We start from the raw sequence: 16,774 nt of genomic DNA on the forward strand, positions 1-16,774 counted from the left end.
AAAAGAGCACGGCGGCAAAATCCGCCCTGTTGCCGGATCCTGGCAGGTGGCTCCTGACAGAAGGTTGTCAGGAAGTCGCGCCCGATAAATGCAGGTTGCGATGCCGCATGTTTTTCAGGATTGGTTTGTCCCATACTCCGGCAGAATCATTTGTGTTTAAAGGATTGATTGATGAGCGTTGCAGATAAGCCCAAAGGCGAACTGACCTTGCGCGTTCCGGCCATGCCGAAGGACGCCAATTCGGCATTCGATATTTTTGGCGGCTGGGTGATGTCGCAGATGGACTCGGCCTCCGGCATTCGTGCGGAAGAACGCGCCCGTGGCCGCGTCGTCACCGCAGCCGTGCGCGAGATGTCCTTTGCCAAGCCGGTAAAGATCGGCGACGTTTTGTGCGTCTATACGGAAATCACCAAGGTGGGGCGCACTTCGATCACCTTGCGTGTCGAAGCCTGGGCGCAGCGCGCATCCCAGCAGCGCATGGAACTGGTGACGCATGGCGAATTCGTAATGGTGGCGCTGGACAAGGACGGCAAGCCGTCTCCGGTCCCGGAAGAATAGCCGCTCTCCATCTACATCGCAGAAAAGCCCGGTTTCGACCGGGCTTTATTTGCAGGCGCGATAGCCGCTTCGACGCTGCATCAGGTCGAAGTGAAAGTGATCTGCATGTTCAGGATTATAGCCCGGCCCAAGCACCGTGGTGAAATAATCGCAGGCGTCGGAACGAACGCTGTTGAGCAGGCCTTTTTCGCGGAAAGCGAAGAAACCGGGTCTGCGCACCGAAATATCCTTGCCATTGTTCAGCTTGATCCGCGTCACGTCGATGGCGTTGCCGCGTGAATGTTCCGACATTTTCGCGCCGCGACGATGATTCATCGTGCGGCAGGAATAGCCGCCCGCATTATAGATCGTGTTGATGCCGGACAGATAGCGCAGGCGCGCCGCCGGTTGCAGATCGCCCTTGATCCAGCGCGCAAAGGCTTCCGTCACCTGACAGTTCAGCGTTGCCGCCGGTTTGAAGGCGATGGAGCCGCTGTTGAAGCCCGACACCTCAATCGGATTGCCGATATTGCAGGATGCGCTGCGATAGATCGGCGGCTTTTCCTTGAAGACGACGCCGAGTTTTTTAAGGCGTGTGCGGCACGCCGCTTCGGAATTCGACATGGTGTAGATGTTTTCAGCCGCCGTAACCGGGTTCTGAACCGGCGTCGCAAAGCCATAATCGCCTGCATATTGCGGCTCGCTTTGCGGTGCTGGCTGCGCGGTGTGGGTTTCTTCTTCCTCGGCCAGCCCCACAACACGGTCTTGCTGCGGCGTATGCGTCATGGGAGGCTCGGGTATCGGCGAACTCATTACCGGCGCGGCTTGCATCGGTGCATCGGCCAAGGGAGCGGATGGCATCGGAGCGCCGGCCACGTCGGTGCTTGGCACCATGATATCCGAGTTTCCCACATCGGCTTGCGGGCGCGGCGGGCGGTCGCCGGAACAGCCAGCGGCCAGTATCAGCAGGAGCACGGACGCCGCCGGACCAAGACGGCGCAATCGCGAACGCGCATGATCGTGATCTGTTGTGGCGGACAACGCAAAACTCATGTCCTTGCCTTCTGCTTGTGGGGCGGTGTTTCCTGTATCCTATGAGAGAAGCGTAAAGGAAGAGTCAGTGCCTCTGTTAAGCGCTGTGGCGCAATCAGGGCAACGAAAGGGCGAGCTTGTGATGCTCTCTATCTTTTGACTGACGGCACGGCTGTTTTTTGCACTGCGCCATGTAAAATCGCTTCCCACTTTTGTCGGAAATGTTCTATCGCTTACCGCCGTGGTTCAGGGCCAAACCGCGCATCAGACCATTCTCCCGGTCCCAAAAGTTTCACCCATGTCAGCACTGATTTCGCCAAGCATCCTGCCGATCCTGCTTCTGGTCGGCTCGAATATTTTCATGACCTTTGCCTGGTACGGGCATCTGAAATTCACCAACACGCCGCTGGTCACGGTGATTTTCATCAGCTGGGGTATCGCGCTGATCGAATATTGCCTCGCGGTTCCAGCCAACCGTATCGGGCACGAAGTTTATTCGGCGGCCCAGCTCAAGACGATACAGGAAGTCATCACGCTGGTGATCTTCAGCCTGTTCTCGGTGTTCTATCTGAAGGAAGCCTTCACCTGGCACCACCTGCTGGGCTTTGCCTTCATCGCAGGCGGCGCGGCGCTGATTTTCAAGGCTTGATGGTTATTCTGCCGGTTCCGCTGCCGGGACCGGTTCCGCCTTGCGGTTCCAGAACATCGGGACAAGTTCGACGGCCAGCATGGCCGCAAAGAGCATGCCGCAGCCGATGAAGCCGATGAAGGTCAGCCGGTCGCCGAGGAAGATCGCGCCGAACAACGCCGCAAACAGCGCTTCCGAAGACAGGAAGATCGCAGCCTGCGCCGAGGTCGTATAACGCTGGCCGATGGCTTGCAGGGTGAAGGCAATGCCGGACGACATCACGCCGGTGAACAGGATTTCCTTCCATGTCAGGGCGATGGCGTTCCAGTTGAAGCCTTCGAGCAGCGATGCGCCAGCCAGACCGATAATGGCTGCGGTGGCAAACTGAACGCAGCTCAGCATGATCGGGCGTCCGGCGCGGTTGGCGCGACCAATCAGCAGCACTTGCATGGCCCAGAAAATTGCTCCGCAGATGACCAGCCAGTCGCCGGTCTTGAGCGCGGTCAGTTCACCGCCCGACAGCAGGAAAATCCCCGCCAGACAGATGACGGCGCAGGGCCAGACAACCGGGTGCGGCCATGTGCGGAACAGTAATACCCCCAGAACCGGCACCATCACGACATAAAGGCCAGTCAGAAAACCGGCATTGGTGACCGAGGTGGTGATGAGGCCAATCTGTTGCAGCAGCAGGCCGGTGAAAAGCACGGCACCCACCAGCATGAAGGAACGATAGTCGGAAGGTTTCAGACGGGCGGACGAGCGACGGCCTTCGGCAAGTGCCCAGGGCAGCACGGTGAGGGCTGCAATGCCGGAGCGAACGCCGATGAACAGGAACGGGCCGATGCTGGCCATGGCGGTCGATTGGGCGACGAAGCCCATGCCCCAGATCACGCCAGCCAGAAGCAGGACAATATTGGCTTGCGTGCGCGTCATCATGGCCTCGGATTGCGAAGAAGAAGGTCCGGCCCCATAGGATCGCCGGAAATTGTTTGTCCTATAGGCATTAGCCGGGCCTCGCGGCAAGCGGCGTCTGTATTCTGCGACAATGCTGCAGATGCGGCCTTAAGCTGGCTTCTTGTCTGGAGATTTGACAGGGTTCGATTTTTTCCGCGTGAAAAGATCGCCAGAAATGCTATAGTTCGGCGAATTAGTCGTTTGAACGGTTCCGAAACGGGTGTTTCGGTGACCGTTTTCTTTTTGTGTATCGGGGGGTGTTGCAGCTCCCGGAAGGGCACCTTGCAGCGCGGTTGTGCAGGCAGGGTGCGGCGGGCAACCAAACTGCCGGCGCGTTCAGTTCTTGGGAAGAGACGGGCGCCGGGCGAAGGAAAGGACTGGGTATGGAAAAGTTCCCTATGACCCCTCGCGGTTTCGAAAAGCTCAAGGAAGAGCTCCGCTGGCGTCAGCAAAACGAGCGTCCTCGGATCATCGAGGCTATCGCCGAAGCGCGTGCCCATGGCGATCTGTCGGAAAACGCCGAATATCACGCGGCCAAGGAAGCCCAGAGCCTCAACGAAGGCCGCATCAACGAACTGGAAGATGTCGTTGCGCGTGCCGAAGTGATCGACGTTACCAAGCTGAGCGGCGACCGAATCAAATTCGGCGCGACGGTCACGCTGATCGACGAAGACACCGAAGATGAGAAAATCTACCAGATCGTTGGCGACCAGGAAGCTGACGTGAAGGAAGGCCGCATTTCGATTTCGTCGCCAATCGCGCGCGCCATGATTGGCAAGACCGAAGGCGATACGATCGAGGTCAATGCACCGGGCGGCTCGCGTTCCTACGAGATCGTGACACTGAAGTTCATCTGATCACCGTGCCCCATTCAAATCCGGTTCCGGTTGAGAGTGTCGAGGTTGTAGCTCCCAACTTCAAGCAGCGCCTTTCCGGCGTGACCTCGACGATTGTGCAGCTCATTCCTTTGCAACGTGCGAAGGGGCTGAACATTGCCACAATGGGACCGGGTTTGCCGGAAAGCCTGCCGCATTTGGGCTGGGGCGCGCTTTTGTCCTTCTGGTCAGTACCGAAAAACCGCCGCTTCCGGATCTGGCATGCGCGGCGTAATATCGAAATGCTTGCCGGTATTTTCATGCGCGATGTCTTGCGCATGAAGCTGCGGCTGGTGTTCACCTCGGCTGCGCAGCGCAACCACAAGCCTTTCACCAAATGGCTCATCCGCCGCATGAATGCGGTCATCGCCACCAGCGGGCGCTCGGGCAGTTTTCTGGAAGTGCCGCATGAAGTCATCATGCACGGTGTCGATCTGGAACGCTTTCATCCCCCGTTGGTGAGGAAGACATGTTTGCCGCCTCTGGTCTTCCGGGCAAATATGCTGTCGGTTGTTTCGGGCGCGTGCGGCATTCCAAGGGCACTGATCTCTTTGTCGATGCGATGATTGCGCTTTTACCGAAATATCCCGAATGGACGGCGATCGTCACCGGGCGAACGACCGCTGAGCATCAATCTTTCGAGGATGACCTCAAGACGAAGATTGCCGCCGCCGGTTTGCAGGATCGGATCCTCATTCTGGGTGAAGTCCCCGATATTCGGGTCTGGTATCGCCGCCTGACGCTTTATGTTGCGCCGTCGCGCAATGAGGGTTTCGGCCTGACGCCGCTGGAAGCCATGGCGTCAAAGACCGCTGTGGTGGCAAGTGACGCTGGCGCCTATGCCGAAATGATCGTGGACGGAACCGGCCGTTTCGTGCCCGCCGGAGATGGCGATGCCTTGCGCAAGGCCATTGAGCCTTATCTCGCAGACCCGGCCATGGCCGAGCGTGACGGCGAAACCGCTCTTGCGCATGTGCGCGCCAATTTCCCGCTCGAAAAGGAAGCCGCTGCGATCAGCTGTGTCTATGAGAGCGTATTCGCCGGGCGTGTCTGATCCAAAAGTCGCCATGCCGGTCTGCAAATGGTGATTTCTGCGCTTCCGGTGCTCACGTACCCAAATGTACGCTGCACTCCGGTACTCGAAAATCACCATTTTCGCCACGGCCTGCCGATTTTTGATTCAGATACTAAAGGCCACGGTGATTCAGAGAATCATCAGCGGTTCGTCCTTGACCGGACGAATGGTCAGCGCGGTGCGGACGGAGTCCACATTTGGTGCTGCGGTTAGTTCCTCGATCACGAAGGTCTGGAACGTGTTCAGATCACGTGCAACGCAATGAAGCAGGAAGTCGGACTCGCCCGAAACCATCCATGCGCGGCGTACCAGCGGCCACTGCTTGGTTTTCTCCGCAAAAGCCTTCAGATCGGCATCAGCCTGACGGTGCAGACCGACCGAACAGAATGCGACCAGATCCTGACCCAGCGCATTGCCGTTGAGAATGGCGCGATAGCCCCGAATGACGCCGCTTTCCTCGAGTTTACGGACCCGGCGAAGGCAGGGAGGTGCCGAAATGCCGACCCGTTCGGCCAGCTCGACATTGGTGATGCGCCCGTTGTTCTGCAGCTCCCGCAGGATTTTCCAATCGATTTCGTCCAGATCGGCCTTGATCGGCATGCATGACTCCGCGCGCAAGGAAATTTCATTCAAGGGTAATTATAGAATATGTGACGCCGTCATGGCGCAATCTAATCATGCTAATATCAAATGAATCCGTGGCGTGTAAACCGTCTAAAGCTCTGTCAACGCACCCAAAAAGCGCGTGTGAACAGGATATATACCGTCACAAGCTCCAGTCGTCCTGCCAGCATCAGGAAAGACAGCACCCAGAGAGCCGGGTCCTGGATGGTGGAAAAATTGCCAACCGGACCGATTGTTTCACCAAGGCCGGGGCCAATATTGGACAGGGCGGTCAGTGCGCCGGTGAAGGCCGATACGAAGTCGAGGCCGAGTGACGCCAGCAGCACCGCGCCGATCACCAGCGATGCGCAATAGAGGAAGAGATAGAGCAGCACGTTCTGGGCGATTTCGCCCGAGATTTCCGATGAGCCATAGCGCATCTTGGTGACGGCATGCGGCACGATTAGGCGCGACAGGCTCGCTTGTGTCAGGCTCCACAGGATGATGAGGCGGTTCATCTTGATACCGCCCGACGTGGAGCCCGCGCAGCTTCCCAGAAACGAGGCGAGGAAGAAAATGCCGAGAGCGGGTGGCCCCCAGAGCGAATAGTCTTCGGTCGCATAGCCGGTGGTCGTGATGACGGACACGAAATGGAACGAGGCCGAAATCAGCGCGTCGCCAAAAGGCACGTCCAGACCAAGCCGCAAAACGACGGCGAGGATGAAGCTGAAGCCGATGACGATGCTGAAGAACAGTTTGACCTGCGGATCTGCCAGCGATTCCAGCCGCTTGGGCATGAAAGCCTTGATGTAGAGCACGAAGGGCAGGGCCGAGAGAATCATGAACACCGTCGCGACAACCAGCAGCAGGCGGTTGCCGTGGTAGAAACCGAGCGAGTTGTCATGCGTGGAAAAGCCAGCCGTGGCTACCGTCGTCAGGCCATGATTGATGGCGTCGAACACGCTCATCCCAACCATGAAATAGCTGATGATGCAGGCAGCCGTCAGGCTCAGATAGGCGAGAATAATGCCAAGCGCGATCTGGTTCATGCGCGGCAGGATTTTTTCTGACTTGTCGGAATTTTCCATGTGAAAGAGCGCAAGGCCACCGGCGCGCAGCGACGGCAGCATCAGAAGCGCCAGGCCGATGAAGCCGATACCACCGATCCAGCAGAGCAGCGACCGCCAGAGCAGAATGCCGCGCTGCATATTATCCAGGCCGGTCAGCGCCGTTGCGCCAGTGGAGGTCACGCCGGACATGGCTTCGAAAAAAGCGGTGGCATAGCTGATCGGCAGATGCGAGAAATAAAGCGGTATCGAGCCGAGGAAAGCTGCGGTCAGCCAGATGCAGACCGTGAGCAGAAAACCGAGGCGGGGCGTGAAACGCACAGACTGGTTCTGCGTCGCAAAAAGGATGAGCGCGGAAAGCGCGCCCGTCGTTGCTGCCGAACGCAGGAAAATCAGCCAGTCGTCGCTGCCGTCGCGCAAGTCGATTGCGGCGGGCAAAAGCATGGCGGCCGCCATGATGAGGCCGAAGCGCGCGCATATGTTGGCGACAGTCTTATAGATGGCGGTCGTCTCCGGCCGTTTGTGGGGCGATTGGCGGACAGTTGAGCGTTGTTTTTCCTGTCTGTTTAACGCGAGATCGACCCGGTCGCAATGCGGGGAGGCGCTTCCTATCGCCTAACTGTCACAAGCTGTGGCTAAAGCGCAGCAAATGCCCGTCAAACCTTGCAAACGGAAAAGGGCAGACCTACCTTGGCCATAATATCAGGGCACAGTTAGGCCGGGTGCGCAGGCGATTCCGGTCAGTCGTGCACCCGCTGCTTTAAATCGATTTTAGGACCGGAGAGGAACCTCATGTCACAGCGTCATGCGCCCGTTATTGTTATCGGCTCAGGTCCTGCTGGTTATACCGCCGCGATTTACGCAGCGCGCGCCATGTTGAAGCCTATCGTCATTGCCGGTCTGCAGCAGGGCGGTCAGCTGATGATCACCACCGATGTGGAAAATTATCCGGGCTATGCCGAGCCGGTGCAGGGCCCATGGATGATGGAACAGATGGCCAAGCAGGCAGAACATGTCGGCGCGGAAATCGTACACGACATCATCACCGAGGTTGAAACCACGGTGCGCCCGTTCCGCCTGAAGGCCGATTCCGGCGCAGTCTATACCTGTGACGCGCTGATCATCGCGACTGGTGCGCAGGCCAAGTGGCTTGGCCTCGACAGCGAACAGACCTTCATGGGCGGTGGCGTCTCGGCTTGCGCGACCTGCGATGGGTTCTTCTATCGCGGCAAGGACGTGGTTGTGGTCGGCGGCGGCAATACGGCTGTCGAAGAAGCGCTTTACCTGTCGCATATCGCCAAGAGCGTGACCGTGGTGCATCGCCGCGACGGTTTCCGCGCCGAAAAGATCATGCAGGATCGTCTCCTGTCGCGCGCCAATGTCAGTGTGGTCTGGAACAGCGTGATCGATGAAATTCTCGGTACCGAGGCCAAGCCTCCGATGGGCGCGACCGTTACCGGTGTGCGCCTGAAGAATGTCGTGACGGGCGAGACCACGGAAGTCGATACACATGGCGTCTTTGTCGCCATCGGTCATGCGCCTGCCGTGTCGCTGTTCGAAGGCAAGCTGAAGCAGAAGCCGAACGGCTATCTGTGGACGGCGCCCGATTCCACCGCCACGGATGTTCCGGGCATTTATGCCGCTGGCGACGTCACCGACGATATCTACCGTCAGGCCGTGACCGCCGCCGGTATGGGCTGCATGGCAGCGCTCGAAGCCGAGCGCTGGCTGGCCGCACAGGAACCGCTGCACGAAGCAGCGGAGTAACGAGGGGGAAATCGTGGTCGCACCGCTCGACTGGGATAAACTGCGCATTTTTCATGCTGCGGCAGAAGCAGGGTCGTTCACCCATGCCGCGCAGACATTGCATTTGTCGCAATCGGCCATCTCGCGTCAGGTCAGTGCGCTGGAACAGGATGTCGGCGTGCCGCTGTTCCACCGCCACGCGCGCGGGCTGATTTTGACGGAACAGGGCGAAACGCTTTATCGCACGGCGCATGACGTGTTGATGAAGCTGGAAAATGTTCGCTCCAAACTGGCCGAGAGCAAGGAAAAGCCGACGGGACGCCTGCGCGTCACCACGACGGTGGGGCTCGGCTCCGGCTGGCTGATCGAACGTATCCAGGAATTCGTCGAGCTTTATCCGGATATCCAGCTTCAACTGATCCTCGATAATGAGGAACTGGATCTGACCATGCGTCACGCAGACTGCGCCTTGCGTCTGCGCCAGCCGCAGCAGCCGGACCTCATCCAGCGCCGCCTGTTTACAGTGCATATGCACCTTTACGCTTCGGCGGGCTATGTCTCGAAATACGGCAAACTGAATTCGATCGACGAGATCGACCAGCATCGCATCGTGACCTTCGGCGAACCGGCGCCGAGCTATCTGACCGGGTTGAACTGGCTGGAAGTGGCAGGCCGCACCGATGGCAGCACGCGCATCCCGGCCTTGCAGGTCAATAATCTTCTGTCGGTGCGCCGCGCCGTACAGCGTGGCGTCGGCATTGCCGTGCTGCCGGATTACATGGCCGACAAGGAATCCGGTCTGGTGCAACTCGTGCCGGAACTGGAGGAAATCCCGTCCTTCGATACATTCTTCTGCTACCCGGAAGCATTGAAGAATTCCGCCAAGCTGCACGCGTTCAGGGATTTCCTGTTTTCGAAGGCACGCAACTGGACCTATTGATCCCAACCATATGTATGCAAAAGGCCGCCTTGGAGAACCCAACGCGGCCTTTTGTTTTGGGATATCGATTGGTAGCGAGCGTACCGTAGCTCCCTCATCCTGAGGAGCCGCCGAAGGCGGCGTCTCGAAGGGCGAGGGAGCCTAGACTGGACCTCGCCCTTCGATCCTTCAACGGGCTCAGGATGATGCTGCGCTCCGCTCCGCACCTCACCCTTCGAGGCTTCGCTCCGCTCCGCACCTCAGGATGAGGGCGTGCGTTGACGCGGAGCGCCCGTTTGCCTGTTACTGGCGCGGCAGGAGGCGCTGCACGTCCTTGGCGGTGTCGGCGAGGACGTCTTCCGGGGTGGCGGACTGTTCGATCAGACGGGAGAGGCCGTCGACGATGGTCTGCGTTACCTTCACGCCGTTGGAGCCGGGGAAGGCATACCACGGCACCATGATCGACATCTGGCTGAGACCGGCCTTAAAGAGCGGGTTTTCTTCGTAGAACTTGCCGAGATATTCATCCGACTTGGCGGCGAGATCGTTGTTCGGCACGTAGCCGGTGCCCGGAACCACGACCGAAGCGCCGTAAGGACCGGCGGCGAACTTGGCGAATTTCCAGGCGGCATCGACCTTGGACTGGTCTTCGGTGAGGATTACGACCGCGTTGCCACCGGTCGGCAGACGACCCTTTTCCGGGTTGATGAGCGGGATCTTTGCGGTGCGCAGATCAAACTTGTCGCCGACATTCTTGATCGTGTTGCGCAGTGCGCCGGTGGTCTGGAAGGCAAAGCCCACCTTGCCAGCGGCAAAGGCCTGTTCGCCCGCAGCCTTGGTCAGAACCGGCATGCCGCCTTCCTTGACCATGCGGTCGACGAGCTTCAGCGCAGCAAGGCCTTCGGGTCCGTCGAAGGCGACCTTCTTCTCGTCTTCGGTCAGCATGGTGCCGCCTGCGCCGAACAGAAGAGCGGAGAACATCCAGTCATCGCCCTGCCAGCGGAAGTCGATGCCTTCATTGCCGTTGCCGAGCGCCTTGATCTTGCCGCCGAGCGCGATCACTTCGTCCCAGGTGGTGGGCGGCGTGTCGGGGTTGCCACCGGCAGCGCGCACCAGATCGGCATTATAATACATGATCGGGTTGGAGGTCGCGAAAGCAAGGCCGACCTGGCGGTTGCCGACGCGGGCGAGACTGAGGATATGATCGGTGAAGCCCTGCGCTTCCATATCCTTTTCCTTCTCGACCAGTGGCTTCATGTCGACGCCGATATTGCGTTCGGCCAGAACGCGCAGGCGATTGAGACCGGTGAAGGTGATATCCGGCATTTCCGACGTGCCAGCCTGACGCATGATCGTCTGGATGCCTTCTTCATAGGTGGCGGAAGGGCTGACGAAGTTGATCTTGATGTCCGGATTTTCTTCCATGAATTTTTTCGAGATGTCGGCCATGACATCCTTGAAGAAGCCGGGCATCGGATAATGCACATTGAGCGTGGTGTCTGCGAAAGCGGGCGAGCCGAGGCCGGTTGCGATGGCCAGAGCGGCAAAAGTGCTTGCGAGGCGTTTCATGGATAACTCCTGTATGTGAGATAGGCGAAAGGGTCAGCCTTTGAGGCCGGTCAGGGTGATGCCCTCGATGAAGCGGCGCTGGGCGGCGAGAAAGGCCAGCAGCAAAGGCAAGGTGATGATGAGCGTTGCCGCCATCAGCGCGCCGTAGTCGTCACCGGCTTCGGCAGCGCGGAAATAGAGCAGGCCGAGCGGCGGCGTGGCGCGTTCCATGCCGTTGACGACGATCAGCGGCCAGAACAGATCGTTCCAGTGCGCAACAACCGAGAAGATCGAGAATGCCGTGATAGCGGGCCAGGCATTAGGCACGATCACACGCATGACAATGCCTGCTTCCGACATGCCATCGAGGCGGGCGGCGCTGATGAGATCGTCGGGCATGGCGCGGAAGAATTGCAGGAACAGGAATATGCCGAATACCGAGATGAAGAACGGTGCGCTGAGCGCAAAATAGCTGTTCAGCACGCCAAGCTGGTTGAAGCCGACATAGAAGGGCAGCGCGGTTGCGTGGATCGGCACCAGCAGTCCCAGCATGACGAGAACCATCATGGTGCGCTGGCCGCGAAAGTTGAGTTTCGCCATGGCATAGGCGCATGGAATGGCGATCACCACCTGCACCACCAGCACCAGTCCACAGACCACAACGCCGTTGAAGAGCAGCAGCCCCATGGGTACGCGGGTGAGGGCTTTGGCGACATTGTCCCAAAGCGCCCAGTTCTGCGGGATCAGCGAGAGCGACGACGAGAAAATGTCCTGCTGCGACTTGGCTGCGGTGGACAGCATGAAGATGTATGGCGCGAGGAAAAGCAGCGCGCCGAACGAGAGAAGACCGAGGCGAAACGAACGGGCAAGTGACATGGGAGGTCCCCTCAATAATGCGTGCGGCGGTCCAGCACACGAAACTGGAGCAGCATCAGGACGATCAGCACGGCGAGGAAAATCACGGTCATGGCCGAGGCGTAACCGACGCGGAGAAAGACGAAGCCTTCCTGATAGATGCTCCAGAGCAGCACTTCCGTAGCCTTGTTCGGACCGCCTTCGGTGAGCGTCTTGACGGTTTCGAACACCTTGACCGCATTGATGATGCTGATGGTCGTGACAAACAGCGTCGTCGGCCCGAGCAAGGGCCAGGTGACGAGGCGAAAGCGCTCCCAACTGCTTTTCACGCCATCCACTTCGGCGGCGGAATAAAGCTCGCGCGGAATGGCGGTGAGGCCGGCCAGAAACAGCACCATGTTGAAGCCGACGCTTTGCCAGACGCCGATCAGCGCAAGGCTGACAAGCGCCGTATCGCTGGAGCCGAGCCAGTTGGGACCGGTAATGCCGATCATGCCAAGCAGTGCATTGACGGGGCCAAGGGTCGGATGCAGCAGATATTGCCAGACGGTCGCCATGGCGACGAGCAGCGACGCCACCGGCAGAAAATAGACGGTGCGGAAGAACGATTTCCCGCGCACTTCGCCTTCGATGAGAAGCGCGACGCCAAGGCCGAGAAACACCGAAGCCGGTGCAACAATCGCCGTATAGATCGCCGTGTTCTTCAAAGAGATGAGAAAAGTGCGGTCGCTAAACAGTTCGACATAATTGTCGAGGCCGATGAATTCGAAACCGGCATAGCCGAGTTCGTAATTGGTGAAACTCCAGAAGACAACCGCTGCGGTCGGCAGCAGGATCAGCAGCACCGTCAGGAGAATGGCGGGGGAGGCGAGTTTCCAGGCCAGTCGCTCCTCGCGCCGCCGCGCATTTTCGGCGGCAGTGCGGGCGCTGACCGCGCCGGGCCTAGCAAGAGCGAGATCAGACATGAGCCGGAGCCTTTTCCGCCGGTGCGAGGGTCACCACATTTCCGGCAGGCTGGCGCAGGCGCGCGCCGTCATCGCCGAAGAGATAGGCGTTTTCCGCATCGAAATACAGGCCAACAGGCAGACCGGGTGCAATGTGATCGGCCTTGACAGGGTCGAGCTTCACGATCAGCTCCTGCGCGGAGCCGGGCGCTTTCAGGTAAACCAACACTTCGGAGCCGAGGAATTCGATGCGCGAGACGGTTCCGGCAATGCCGGTCTTGTCATGCGGGTGCAGACGGAAATGTTCCGGGCGGATGCCGACACGGATCGTTGTGCCCGCATAGGCGGCGACGTTTTGCAGGATCGGGCGGCCCGCGAAATGGACACTGCCCTGATCGCTGACCAAGGCGTCCAGAATGTTGATGCGCGGGGTGCCGATGAATTGCGCCACTTCGATATGGCGCGGATCGTTATAGATCGCGGTGGGCGTATCGATTTGCAGCAGCTTGCCGCCCATCATCACCGCCACACGGTCGGCCATGCTCAACGCTTCAGCCTGATCGTGGGTGACATAGATCGTCGGAACCCCGGCGCGGCGATGCAGATCGACAATCTCGGCGCGGGTATGAACGCGCAGATTGGCATCGAGATTGGACAAAGGCTCGTCCATCAGGAAAACGCCGGGCTGGCGCACGAGCGCACGGGCAAGCGCAACGCGCTGGCGTTGGCCGCCCGACATCTGGCCGGGCTTGCGGTCGAGAAGATGGTCGATTTTCAGGCTGGCGGCGGTGGTTTTCACCTGTTTCTGGATCGCGGCGCGCTTGGCGCGCTGGCCGGGAACCAGCGGTCCCACGAAGGGTAGGCGTTCGGTCGTCGTCATGTCGCGCATGGCAAGCGGCACGGCGATGTTCTGCGCGGCCGTCAGATGCGGATACAAAGCGTAAGACTGGAAGACCATCGCGATATTGCGGTCGGCGGGATGCGCGCCGGTTATGTCGCGGCCCGCCAGTGCGACATTGCCTTCATCGGCATGGTCGAGCCCGGCAAGAATGCGCAAAAGCGTGCTCTTGCCGCAGCCAGACGGGCCGACGAGGGCGATGAATTCGCCCTCCGCCACGTCGATGCTGATGCCGTCCAGAATGCGGTTGCCGCCATAGGACTTCCCGATATCGCGGATGGCAAGCGTGCTCATTGGCTTGCCTCTTCCGTGACCTTCTCTCCGTCGCCCGCATGATGCGGATAGACCTCATGCACCACATCGTCGATCACGTAGGGCGTCAGTTCATCAATGCGCACGATGGCGCTGGTAGCTGCTTCGCCAAGTTCATGCACGACAGCGCCGAGAATACGCTCGCCCGGCAGATCGCGTTCCATCGCGCCGACGATGAAGGCCGCCGCCGGTCCCCAGACATAGCGGGTGCCGAACGCTTCGCCCTTCCATGCCCGGTGCAGGTGGCCGCTGGCGTGAAGCTGCACGTTATACTGCGCGAAGAGATCATAGAGACGCTGGCGCGCCACCGGGCGGATGCCCCAATAGCCGCTGTCGCCTTCTTCCGGATCGTCGACGAAGAGTGGCTTGTGCGCGAAAACGGCGACGGGCTTGCCGTCTGCGTTTTCCAGAACGTTTTCCAGCCACTGGAACTGGTCTTCTTCCTGTTCGCTGCCGGTGCCGATGATAAGGCTGTTGAGGCCGACGATCAGCCAGTCACCGAGGTCCTTGGCCCAGCGGTCTGGACCGATATGGCGCTGCCAGCGCGCAAGGCGCTCGGCATTGACCGGCTGGTGGCTTTCCGGCAGATGGCCGATGTCGTGATTGCCCGGCACGCTGAGGATGGGCGCGGAGAGCTGTTCGAAACAACTGCGGCAGAATTCGAGATCAGCTTCGATATCGGCGCCATCGACGGCAAGATCGCCGGTGTGAATGATTAGATCGGGCTTCTGCTGCTCGATCCACGCCACGAGCGGTTCCCAGTTCGGGTTGAAATGTGTCTTGATCGGGCTGAGATGGGTGTCGGTGATTTGAACGATCCGCATGGGCGCGCTCCCTCATGGCTTGTGAGATGTTCGCAGCGATCACCGTCTTCTCCGGTGGCCGCTTCACGCCGGATGCGTTCTCCCCGCATCGGCTCTGCCGGGGCTTTTAGGCCTGTTTTGTGACAGTCCTGATGCGCCGCAATGACAGTTGGATGACATCTTCTGTGGGGAATCAGTGGAAGGTGATTTGCTGATTTTGCAGGCAGTTTGGTTGTATCGATGCCTGTTCCGTAGGCGCTCTGATTTGCATCCAACCGCTCATTGGGCGGGCAAGATTTGGCTAACAATTTGATTATATTTAAAATAATTGCCTGAACGAGCTATGCGCAGGATGCATGGCAGCATTGCGCTAAAGTTGCATTGCAAAAATGATGAGCAGAGAGCATATAACAATCATCTCAGCGCCGCGTTTCCTCCTCCCATTTGCGCGGGCTGAGTGTTCCCCTCTGGAGGTTTGCCTCAAAGGCACCTTCAAAACTCAAAGCCAGACATTTGTCTGGCTTTTTTTTTGGCTTTTCGCCTGTTATTGGCCGCGACGGCTGACCGCAACAAACTACAAATGCTGATCACCTTCCAGCTGTCTGTTCTGACAGGGTGAAGCCACGTGCTGTTTTTCCGTGAAAGTGCGGATACGAAAAAGGGCCTTGCGGCCCCTCTGTCATTCGCTATTCAGAAGCTTTTGTTCTTACGCATGTCTTTGTCCCGAAACCGGTTCCCATTTTCGGGAGACATGCTTAGCGCAGGCTGGCGCAGAAGCGCTGGATACGGGTGCAGGCTTCTTCGAGCAGCTCATCGGACGTTGCATAGGAAATGCGGAAGTTCGGTCCAAGACCGAAAGCCGAACCGTGAACCACGGCAACGCCTTCTGCTTCCAGCAGTTCGGTGACGAAATCTTCGTCCGTTTCGATGACCTTGCCAGCTTCGGTTTTCTTGCCGATCAGGCCAGCGCAGGACGGATAGACGTAGAATGCGCCTTCCGGTGTCGGGCACTGGATGCCCTTGGCCTGATTGAGCATCGATACGACCAGATCGCGACGAGCCTGGAAAATTTCCTTGTTCTTCGGGATGAAGTCCTGCGTGCCGTTCAGCGCTTCAACCGCTGCCCACTGGGCGATCGAGCAGGCACCGGAAGTCTGCTGACCCTGCACCATGTCCATGGCCTTGATGAGTTGCAGCGGGCCAGCGGCGTAACCGATGCGCCAGCCGGTCATGGCATAGGCCTTGGAAACGCCGTTCATGGTCAGCGTGCGGTCATAGAGCGACGGCTCGACCTGAGCAGGGGTCGTGAAGACGAAATCGCCATAGACCAGATGCTCATACATGTCGTCGGTCAGGATCCAGACCTGCGGGTGACGCACAAGAACGTCTGTCAGCGCCTTCAGCTCGGCTTCCGTATAGGCAGCGCCCGTCGGGTTCGACGGCGAGTTGAAGATCAGCCACTTGGTCTTCGGCGTGATCGCCTTTTCCAGATCGGCAGCGGTTAGCTTGAAATTGTCTTCGATCTTGGTGTTGATGAACACCGGCGTACCGCCGTTGATCGCAACCATTTCCGGATAGCTGACCCAGTAAGGGGCAGGCACGATGACTTCATCGCCGGGGTTCAGCGTGGCCATGAAGGCGTTGAACAAAATCTGCTTGCCGCCGGTGCCGACGATGACCTGATCCGGCGTATAGTCGAGGCCGTTTTCGCGCTTGAACTTGGCGACGATGGCCTTGCGCAGCTCAGGAATACCGGCCACAGGCGTGTACTTCGTTTCGCCGCGATTGATCGCGTCGATGGCGGCCTGCTTGATATTGTCCGGCGTGTCGAAATCGGGTTCGCCCGCACCAAGACCGATCACGTCCTTGCCTTTGGCTTTCAGTTCGCGTGCTTTCTGGCTGACCGCGATGGTCGCAGATGGCTTTACACGGGAAAGGGCGTCGGCGAGAAATGCCATGATAGATCTCCATAGATGGC

At 59.0% G+C, this 16,774-nt stretch carries 15 protein-coding genes and 1 pseudogene; 6 read left to right on the top strand and 10 right to left on the bottom strand.

Annotation, left to right across the window (positions count from 1 at the left end; all coding sequences use genetic code 11):
* Window positions 1-171 precede the first annotated feature (171 nt).
* Window positions 172-558 carry an acyl-CoA thioesterase gene (locus tag QLQ11_RS00785; protein WP_109369476.1) on the top strand — a complete coding sequence of 129 codons (387 nt, stop codon included), beginning with the start codon at window positions 172-174 and terminating at the stop codon, window positions 556-558.
* Window positions 559-603: 45 nt separating this feature from the next.
* Here QLQ11_RS00785 and QLQ11_RS00790 read toward each other — a convergent pair whose 3' ends face one another.
* A complete protein-coding gene (locus QLQ11_RS00790; protein ID WP_121536480.1) occupies window positions 604-1,590 on the bottom strand; it encodes an extensin family protein in 987 nt (328 codons plus the stop codon).
* A 277-nt stretch (window positions 1,591-1,867) separates the two neighbouring features.
* On the opposite strand from QLQ11_RS00790, the gene QLQ11_RS00795 reads away from it, so the two are divergent.
* Entirely contained in the window at window positions 1,868-2,218 is a 351-nt protein-coding gene (locus QLQ11_RS00795) for a DMT family protein (protein ID WP_121536632.1), read from the top strand.
* Between the two features lie 3 nt (window positions 2,219-2,221).
* On the opposite strand, the gene QLQ11_RS00800 is transcribed toward QLQ11_RS00795, so the two are convergent.
* The gene (locus tag QLQ11_RS00800) at window positions 2,222-3,130 is read right to left on the bottom strand and encodes a DMT family transporter (RefSeq protein WP_121536630.1); all 909 of its coding nucleotides are present in this window, start codon (window positions 3,128-3,130) and stop codon (window positions 2,222-2,224) included.
* 404 nt (window positions 3,131-3,534) lie between these two features.
* On the opposite strand from QLQ11_RS00800, the gene greA reads away from it, so the two are divergent.
* The gene (greA, locus tag QLQ11_RS00805; protein WP_109369473.1) at window positions 3,535-4,008 is read left to right on the top strand and encodes a transcription elongation factor GreA; all 474 of its coding nucleotides are present in this window, start codon (window positions 3,535-3,537) and stop codon (window positions 4,006-4,008) included.
* A gap of 5 nt (window positions 4,009-4,013) precedes the next feature.
* Window positions 4,014-5,080 (top strand): annotated as a pseudogene (locus QLQ11_RS00810) (glycosyltransferase family 4 protein).
* Window positions 5,081-5,230: 150 nt separating this feature from the next.
* On the opposite strand, the gene QLQ11_RS00815 reads toward QLQ11_RS00810, so the two are convergent.
* Window positions 5,231-5,701, bottom strand: coding sequence for an Lrp/AsnC family transcriptional regulator (locus QLQ11_RS00815; protein WP_095447076.1), 471 nt, complete (start codon window positions 5,699-5,701; stop codon window positions 5,231-5,233).
* Between the two features lie 125 nt (window positions 5,702-5,826).
* Window positions 5,827-7,227, bottom strand: coding sequence for a TrkH family potassium uptake protein (locus QLQ11_RS00820; protein WP_109369471.1), 1,401 nt, complete (start codon window positions 7,225-7,227; stop codon window positions 5,827-5,829).
* Between the two features lie 336 nt (window positions 7,228-7,563).
* Between QLQ11_RS00820 and trxB the strand changes: the two genes are divergently transcribed.
* Together trxB and QLQ11_RS00830 are read left to right on the top strand one after the other, a co-directional pair.
* Window positions 7,564-8,538 (top strand): thioredoxin-disulfide reductase, encoded by a 975-nt coding sequence (gene trxB, locus QLQ11_RS00825; protein ID WP_109369470.1) that lies wholly within the window; start codon window positions 7,564-7,566, stop codon window positions 8,536-8,538.
* Between the two features lie 13 nt (window positions 8,539-8,551).
* Window positions 8,552-9,457, top strand: coding sequence for a LysR family transcriptional regulator (locus QLQ11_RS00830; protein WP_109369469.1), 906 nt, complete (start codon window positions 8,552-8,554; stop codon window positions 9,455-9,457).
* 282 nt (window positions 9,458-9,739) lie between these two features.
* Here QLQ11_RS00830 and QLQ11_RS00835 read toward each other — a convergent pair whose 3' ends face one another.
* The 6 genes from QLQ11_RS00835 to QLQ11_RS00860 all read right to left on the bottom strand — a co-directional run bounded on the left by QLQ11_RS00835 (window position 9,740) and on the right by QLQ11_RS00860 (window position 16,754).
* The gene (locus tag QLQ11_RS00835; protein WP_283735924.1) at window positions 9,740-11,005 is read right to left on the bottom strand and encodes an ABC transporter substrate-binding protein; all 1,266 of its coding nucleotides are present in this window, start codon (window positions 11,003-11,005) and stop codon (window positions 9,740-9,742) included.
* A gap of 33 nt (window positions 11,006-11,038) precedes the next feature.
* On the bottom strand, window positions 11,039-11,860 hold the full coding sequence (locus QLQ11_RS00840) for a carbohydrate ABC transporter permease (RefSeq protein ID WP_121536472.1): 822 nt from the start codon (window positions 11,858-11,860) through the stop codon (window positions 11,039-11,041).
* Window positions 11,861-11,871: 11 nt separating this feature from the next.
* Complete coding sequence (locus tag QLQ11_RS00845; RefSeq protein WP_121536470.1) at window positions 11,872-12,804, bottom strand: carbohydrate ABC transporter permease; 933 nt, start codon at window positions 12,802-12,804, stop codon at window positions 11,872-11,874.
* Window positions 12,797-13,975 carry an ABC transporter ATP-binding protein gene (locus QLQ11_RS00850; RefSeq protein WP_121536468.1) on the bottom strand — a complete coding sequence of 393 codons (1,179 nt, stop codon included), beginning with the start codon at window positions 13,973-13,975 and terminating at the stop codon, window positions 12,797-12,799. Before QLQ11_RS00850 ends, QLQ11_RS00845 begins: the two co-directional genes overlap by 8 nt.
* Window positions 13,972-14,817, bottom strand: a complete 846-nt coding sequence (locus QLQ11_RS00855; protein ID WP_283735923.1) for a metallophosphoesterase — start codon at window positions 14,815-14,817, stop codon at window positions 13,972-13,974. Before QLQ11_RS00855 ends, QLQ11_RS00850 begins: the two co-directional genes overlap by 4 nt.
* Before the next feature lie 734 nt (window positions 14,818-15,551).
* Window positions 15,552-16,754, bottom strand: coding sequence for a pyridoxal phosphate-dependent aminotransferase (locus QLQ11_RS00860; RefSeq protein ID WP_109369463.1), 1,203 nt, complete (start codon window positions 16,752-16,754; stop codon window positions 15,552-15,554).
* Between the last annotated feature and the right edge of the window lie 20 nt (window positions 16,755-16,774).

The organism is Ochrobactrum sp. SSR, assembly GCF_030067775.1.
Classification (GTDB): domain Bacteria; phylum Pseudomonadota; class Alphaproteobacteria; order Rhizobiales; family Rhizobiaceae; genus Brucella; species Brucella teleogrylli.

Excerpts from the sequence above, each read along its gene's own strand:
- QLQ11_RS00800 (WP_121536630.1), bottom strand. The coding sequence starts at position 3,130 with ATGACGCGCACGCAAGCCAATATTGTCCTGCTTCTGGCTGGCGTGATC.
- QLQ11_RS00850 (WP_121536468.1), bottom strand. The coding sequence starts at position 13,975 with ATGAGCACGCTTGCCATCCGCGATATCGGGAAGTCCTATGGCGGCAAC.
- QLQ11_RS00855 (WP_283735923.1), bottom strand. The coding sequence starts at position 14,817 with ATGCGGATCGTTCAAATCACCGACACCCATCTCAGCCCGATCAAGACA.
- QLQ11_RS00845 (WP_121536470.1), bottom strand. The coding sequence starts at position 12,804 with ATGTCTGATCTCGCTCTTGCTAGGCCCGGCGCGGTCAGCGCCCGCACT.
- trxB (WP_109369470.1), top strand. The coding sequence starts at position 7,564 with ATGTCACAGCGTCATGCGCCCGTTATTGTTATCGGCTCAGGTCCTGCT.
- QLQ11_RS00815 (WP_095447076.1), bottom strand. The coding sequence starts at position 5,701 with ATGCCGATCAAGGCCGATCTGGACGAAATCGATTGGAAAATCCTGCGG.
- greA (WP_109369473.1), top strand. The coding sequence starts at position 3,535 with ATGGAAAAGTTCCCTATGACCCCTCGCGGTTTCGAAAAGCTCAAGGAA.
- QLQ11_RS00795 (WP_121536632.1), top strand. The coding sequence starts at position 1,868 with ATGTCAGCACTGATTTCGCCAAGCATCCTGCCGATCCTGCTTCTGGTC.
- QLQ11_RS00860 (WP_109369463.1), bottom strand. The coding sequence starts at position 16,754 with ATGGCATTTCTCGCCGACGCCCTTTCCCGTGTAAAGCCATCTGCGACC.
- QLQ11_RS00835 (WP_283735924.1), bottom strand. The coding sequence starts at position 11,005 with ATGAAACGCCTCGCAAGCACTTTTGCCGCTCTGGCCATCGCAACCGGC.
- QLQ11_RS00790 (WP_121536480.1), bottom strand. The coding sequence starts at position 1,590 with ATGAGTTTTGCGTTGTCCGCCACAACAGATCACGATCATGCGCGTTCG.
- QLQ11_RS00785 (WP_109369476.1), top strand. The coding sequence starts at position 172 with ATGAGCGTTGCAGATAAGCCCAAAGGCGAACTGACCTTGCGCGTTCCG.
- QLQ11_RS00840 (WP_121536472.1), bottom strand. The coding sequence starts at position 11,860 with ATGTCACTTGCCCGTTCGTTTCGCCTCGGTCTTCTCTCGTTCGGCGCG.
- QLQ11_RS00820 (WP_109369471.1), bottom strand. The coding sequence starts at position 7,227 with ATGGCGGCCGCCATGCTTTTGCCCGCCGCAATCGACTTGCGCGACGGC.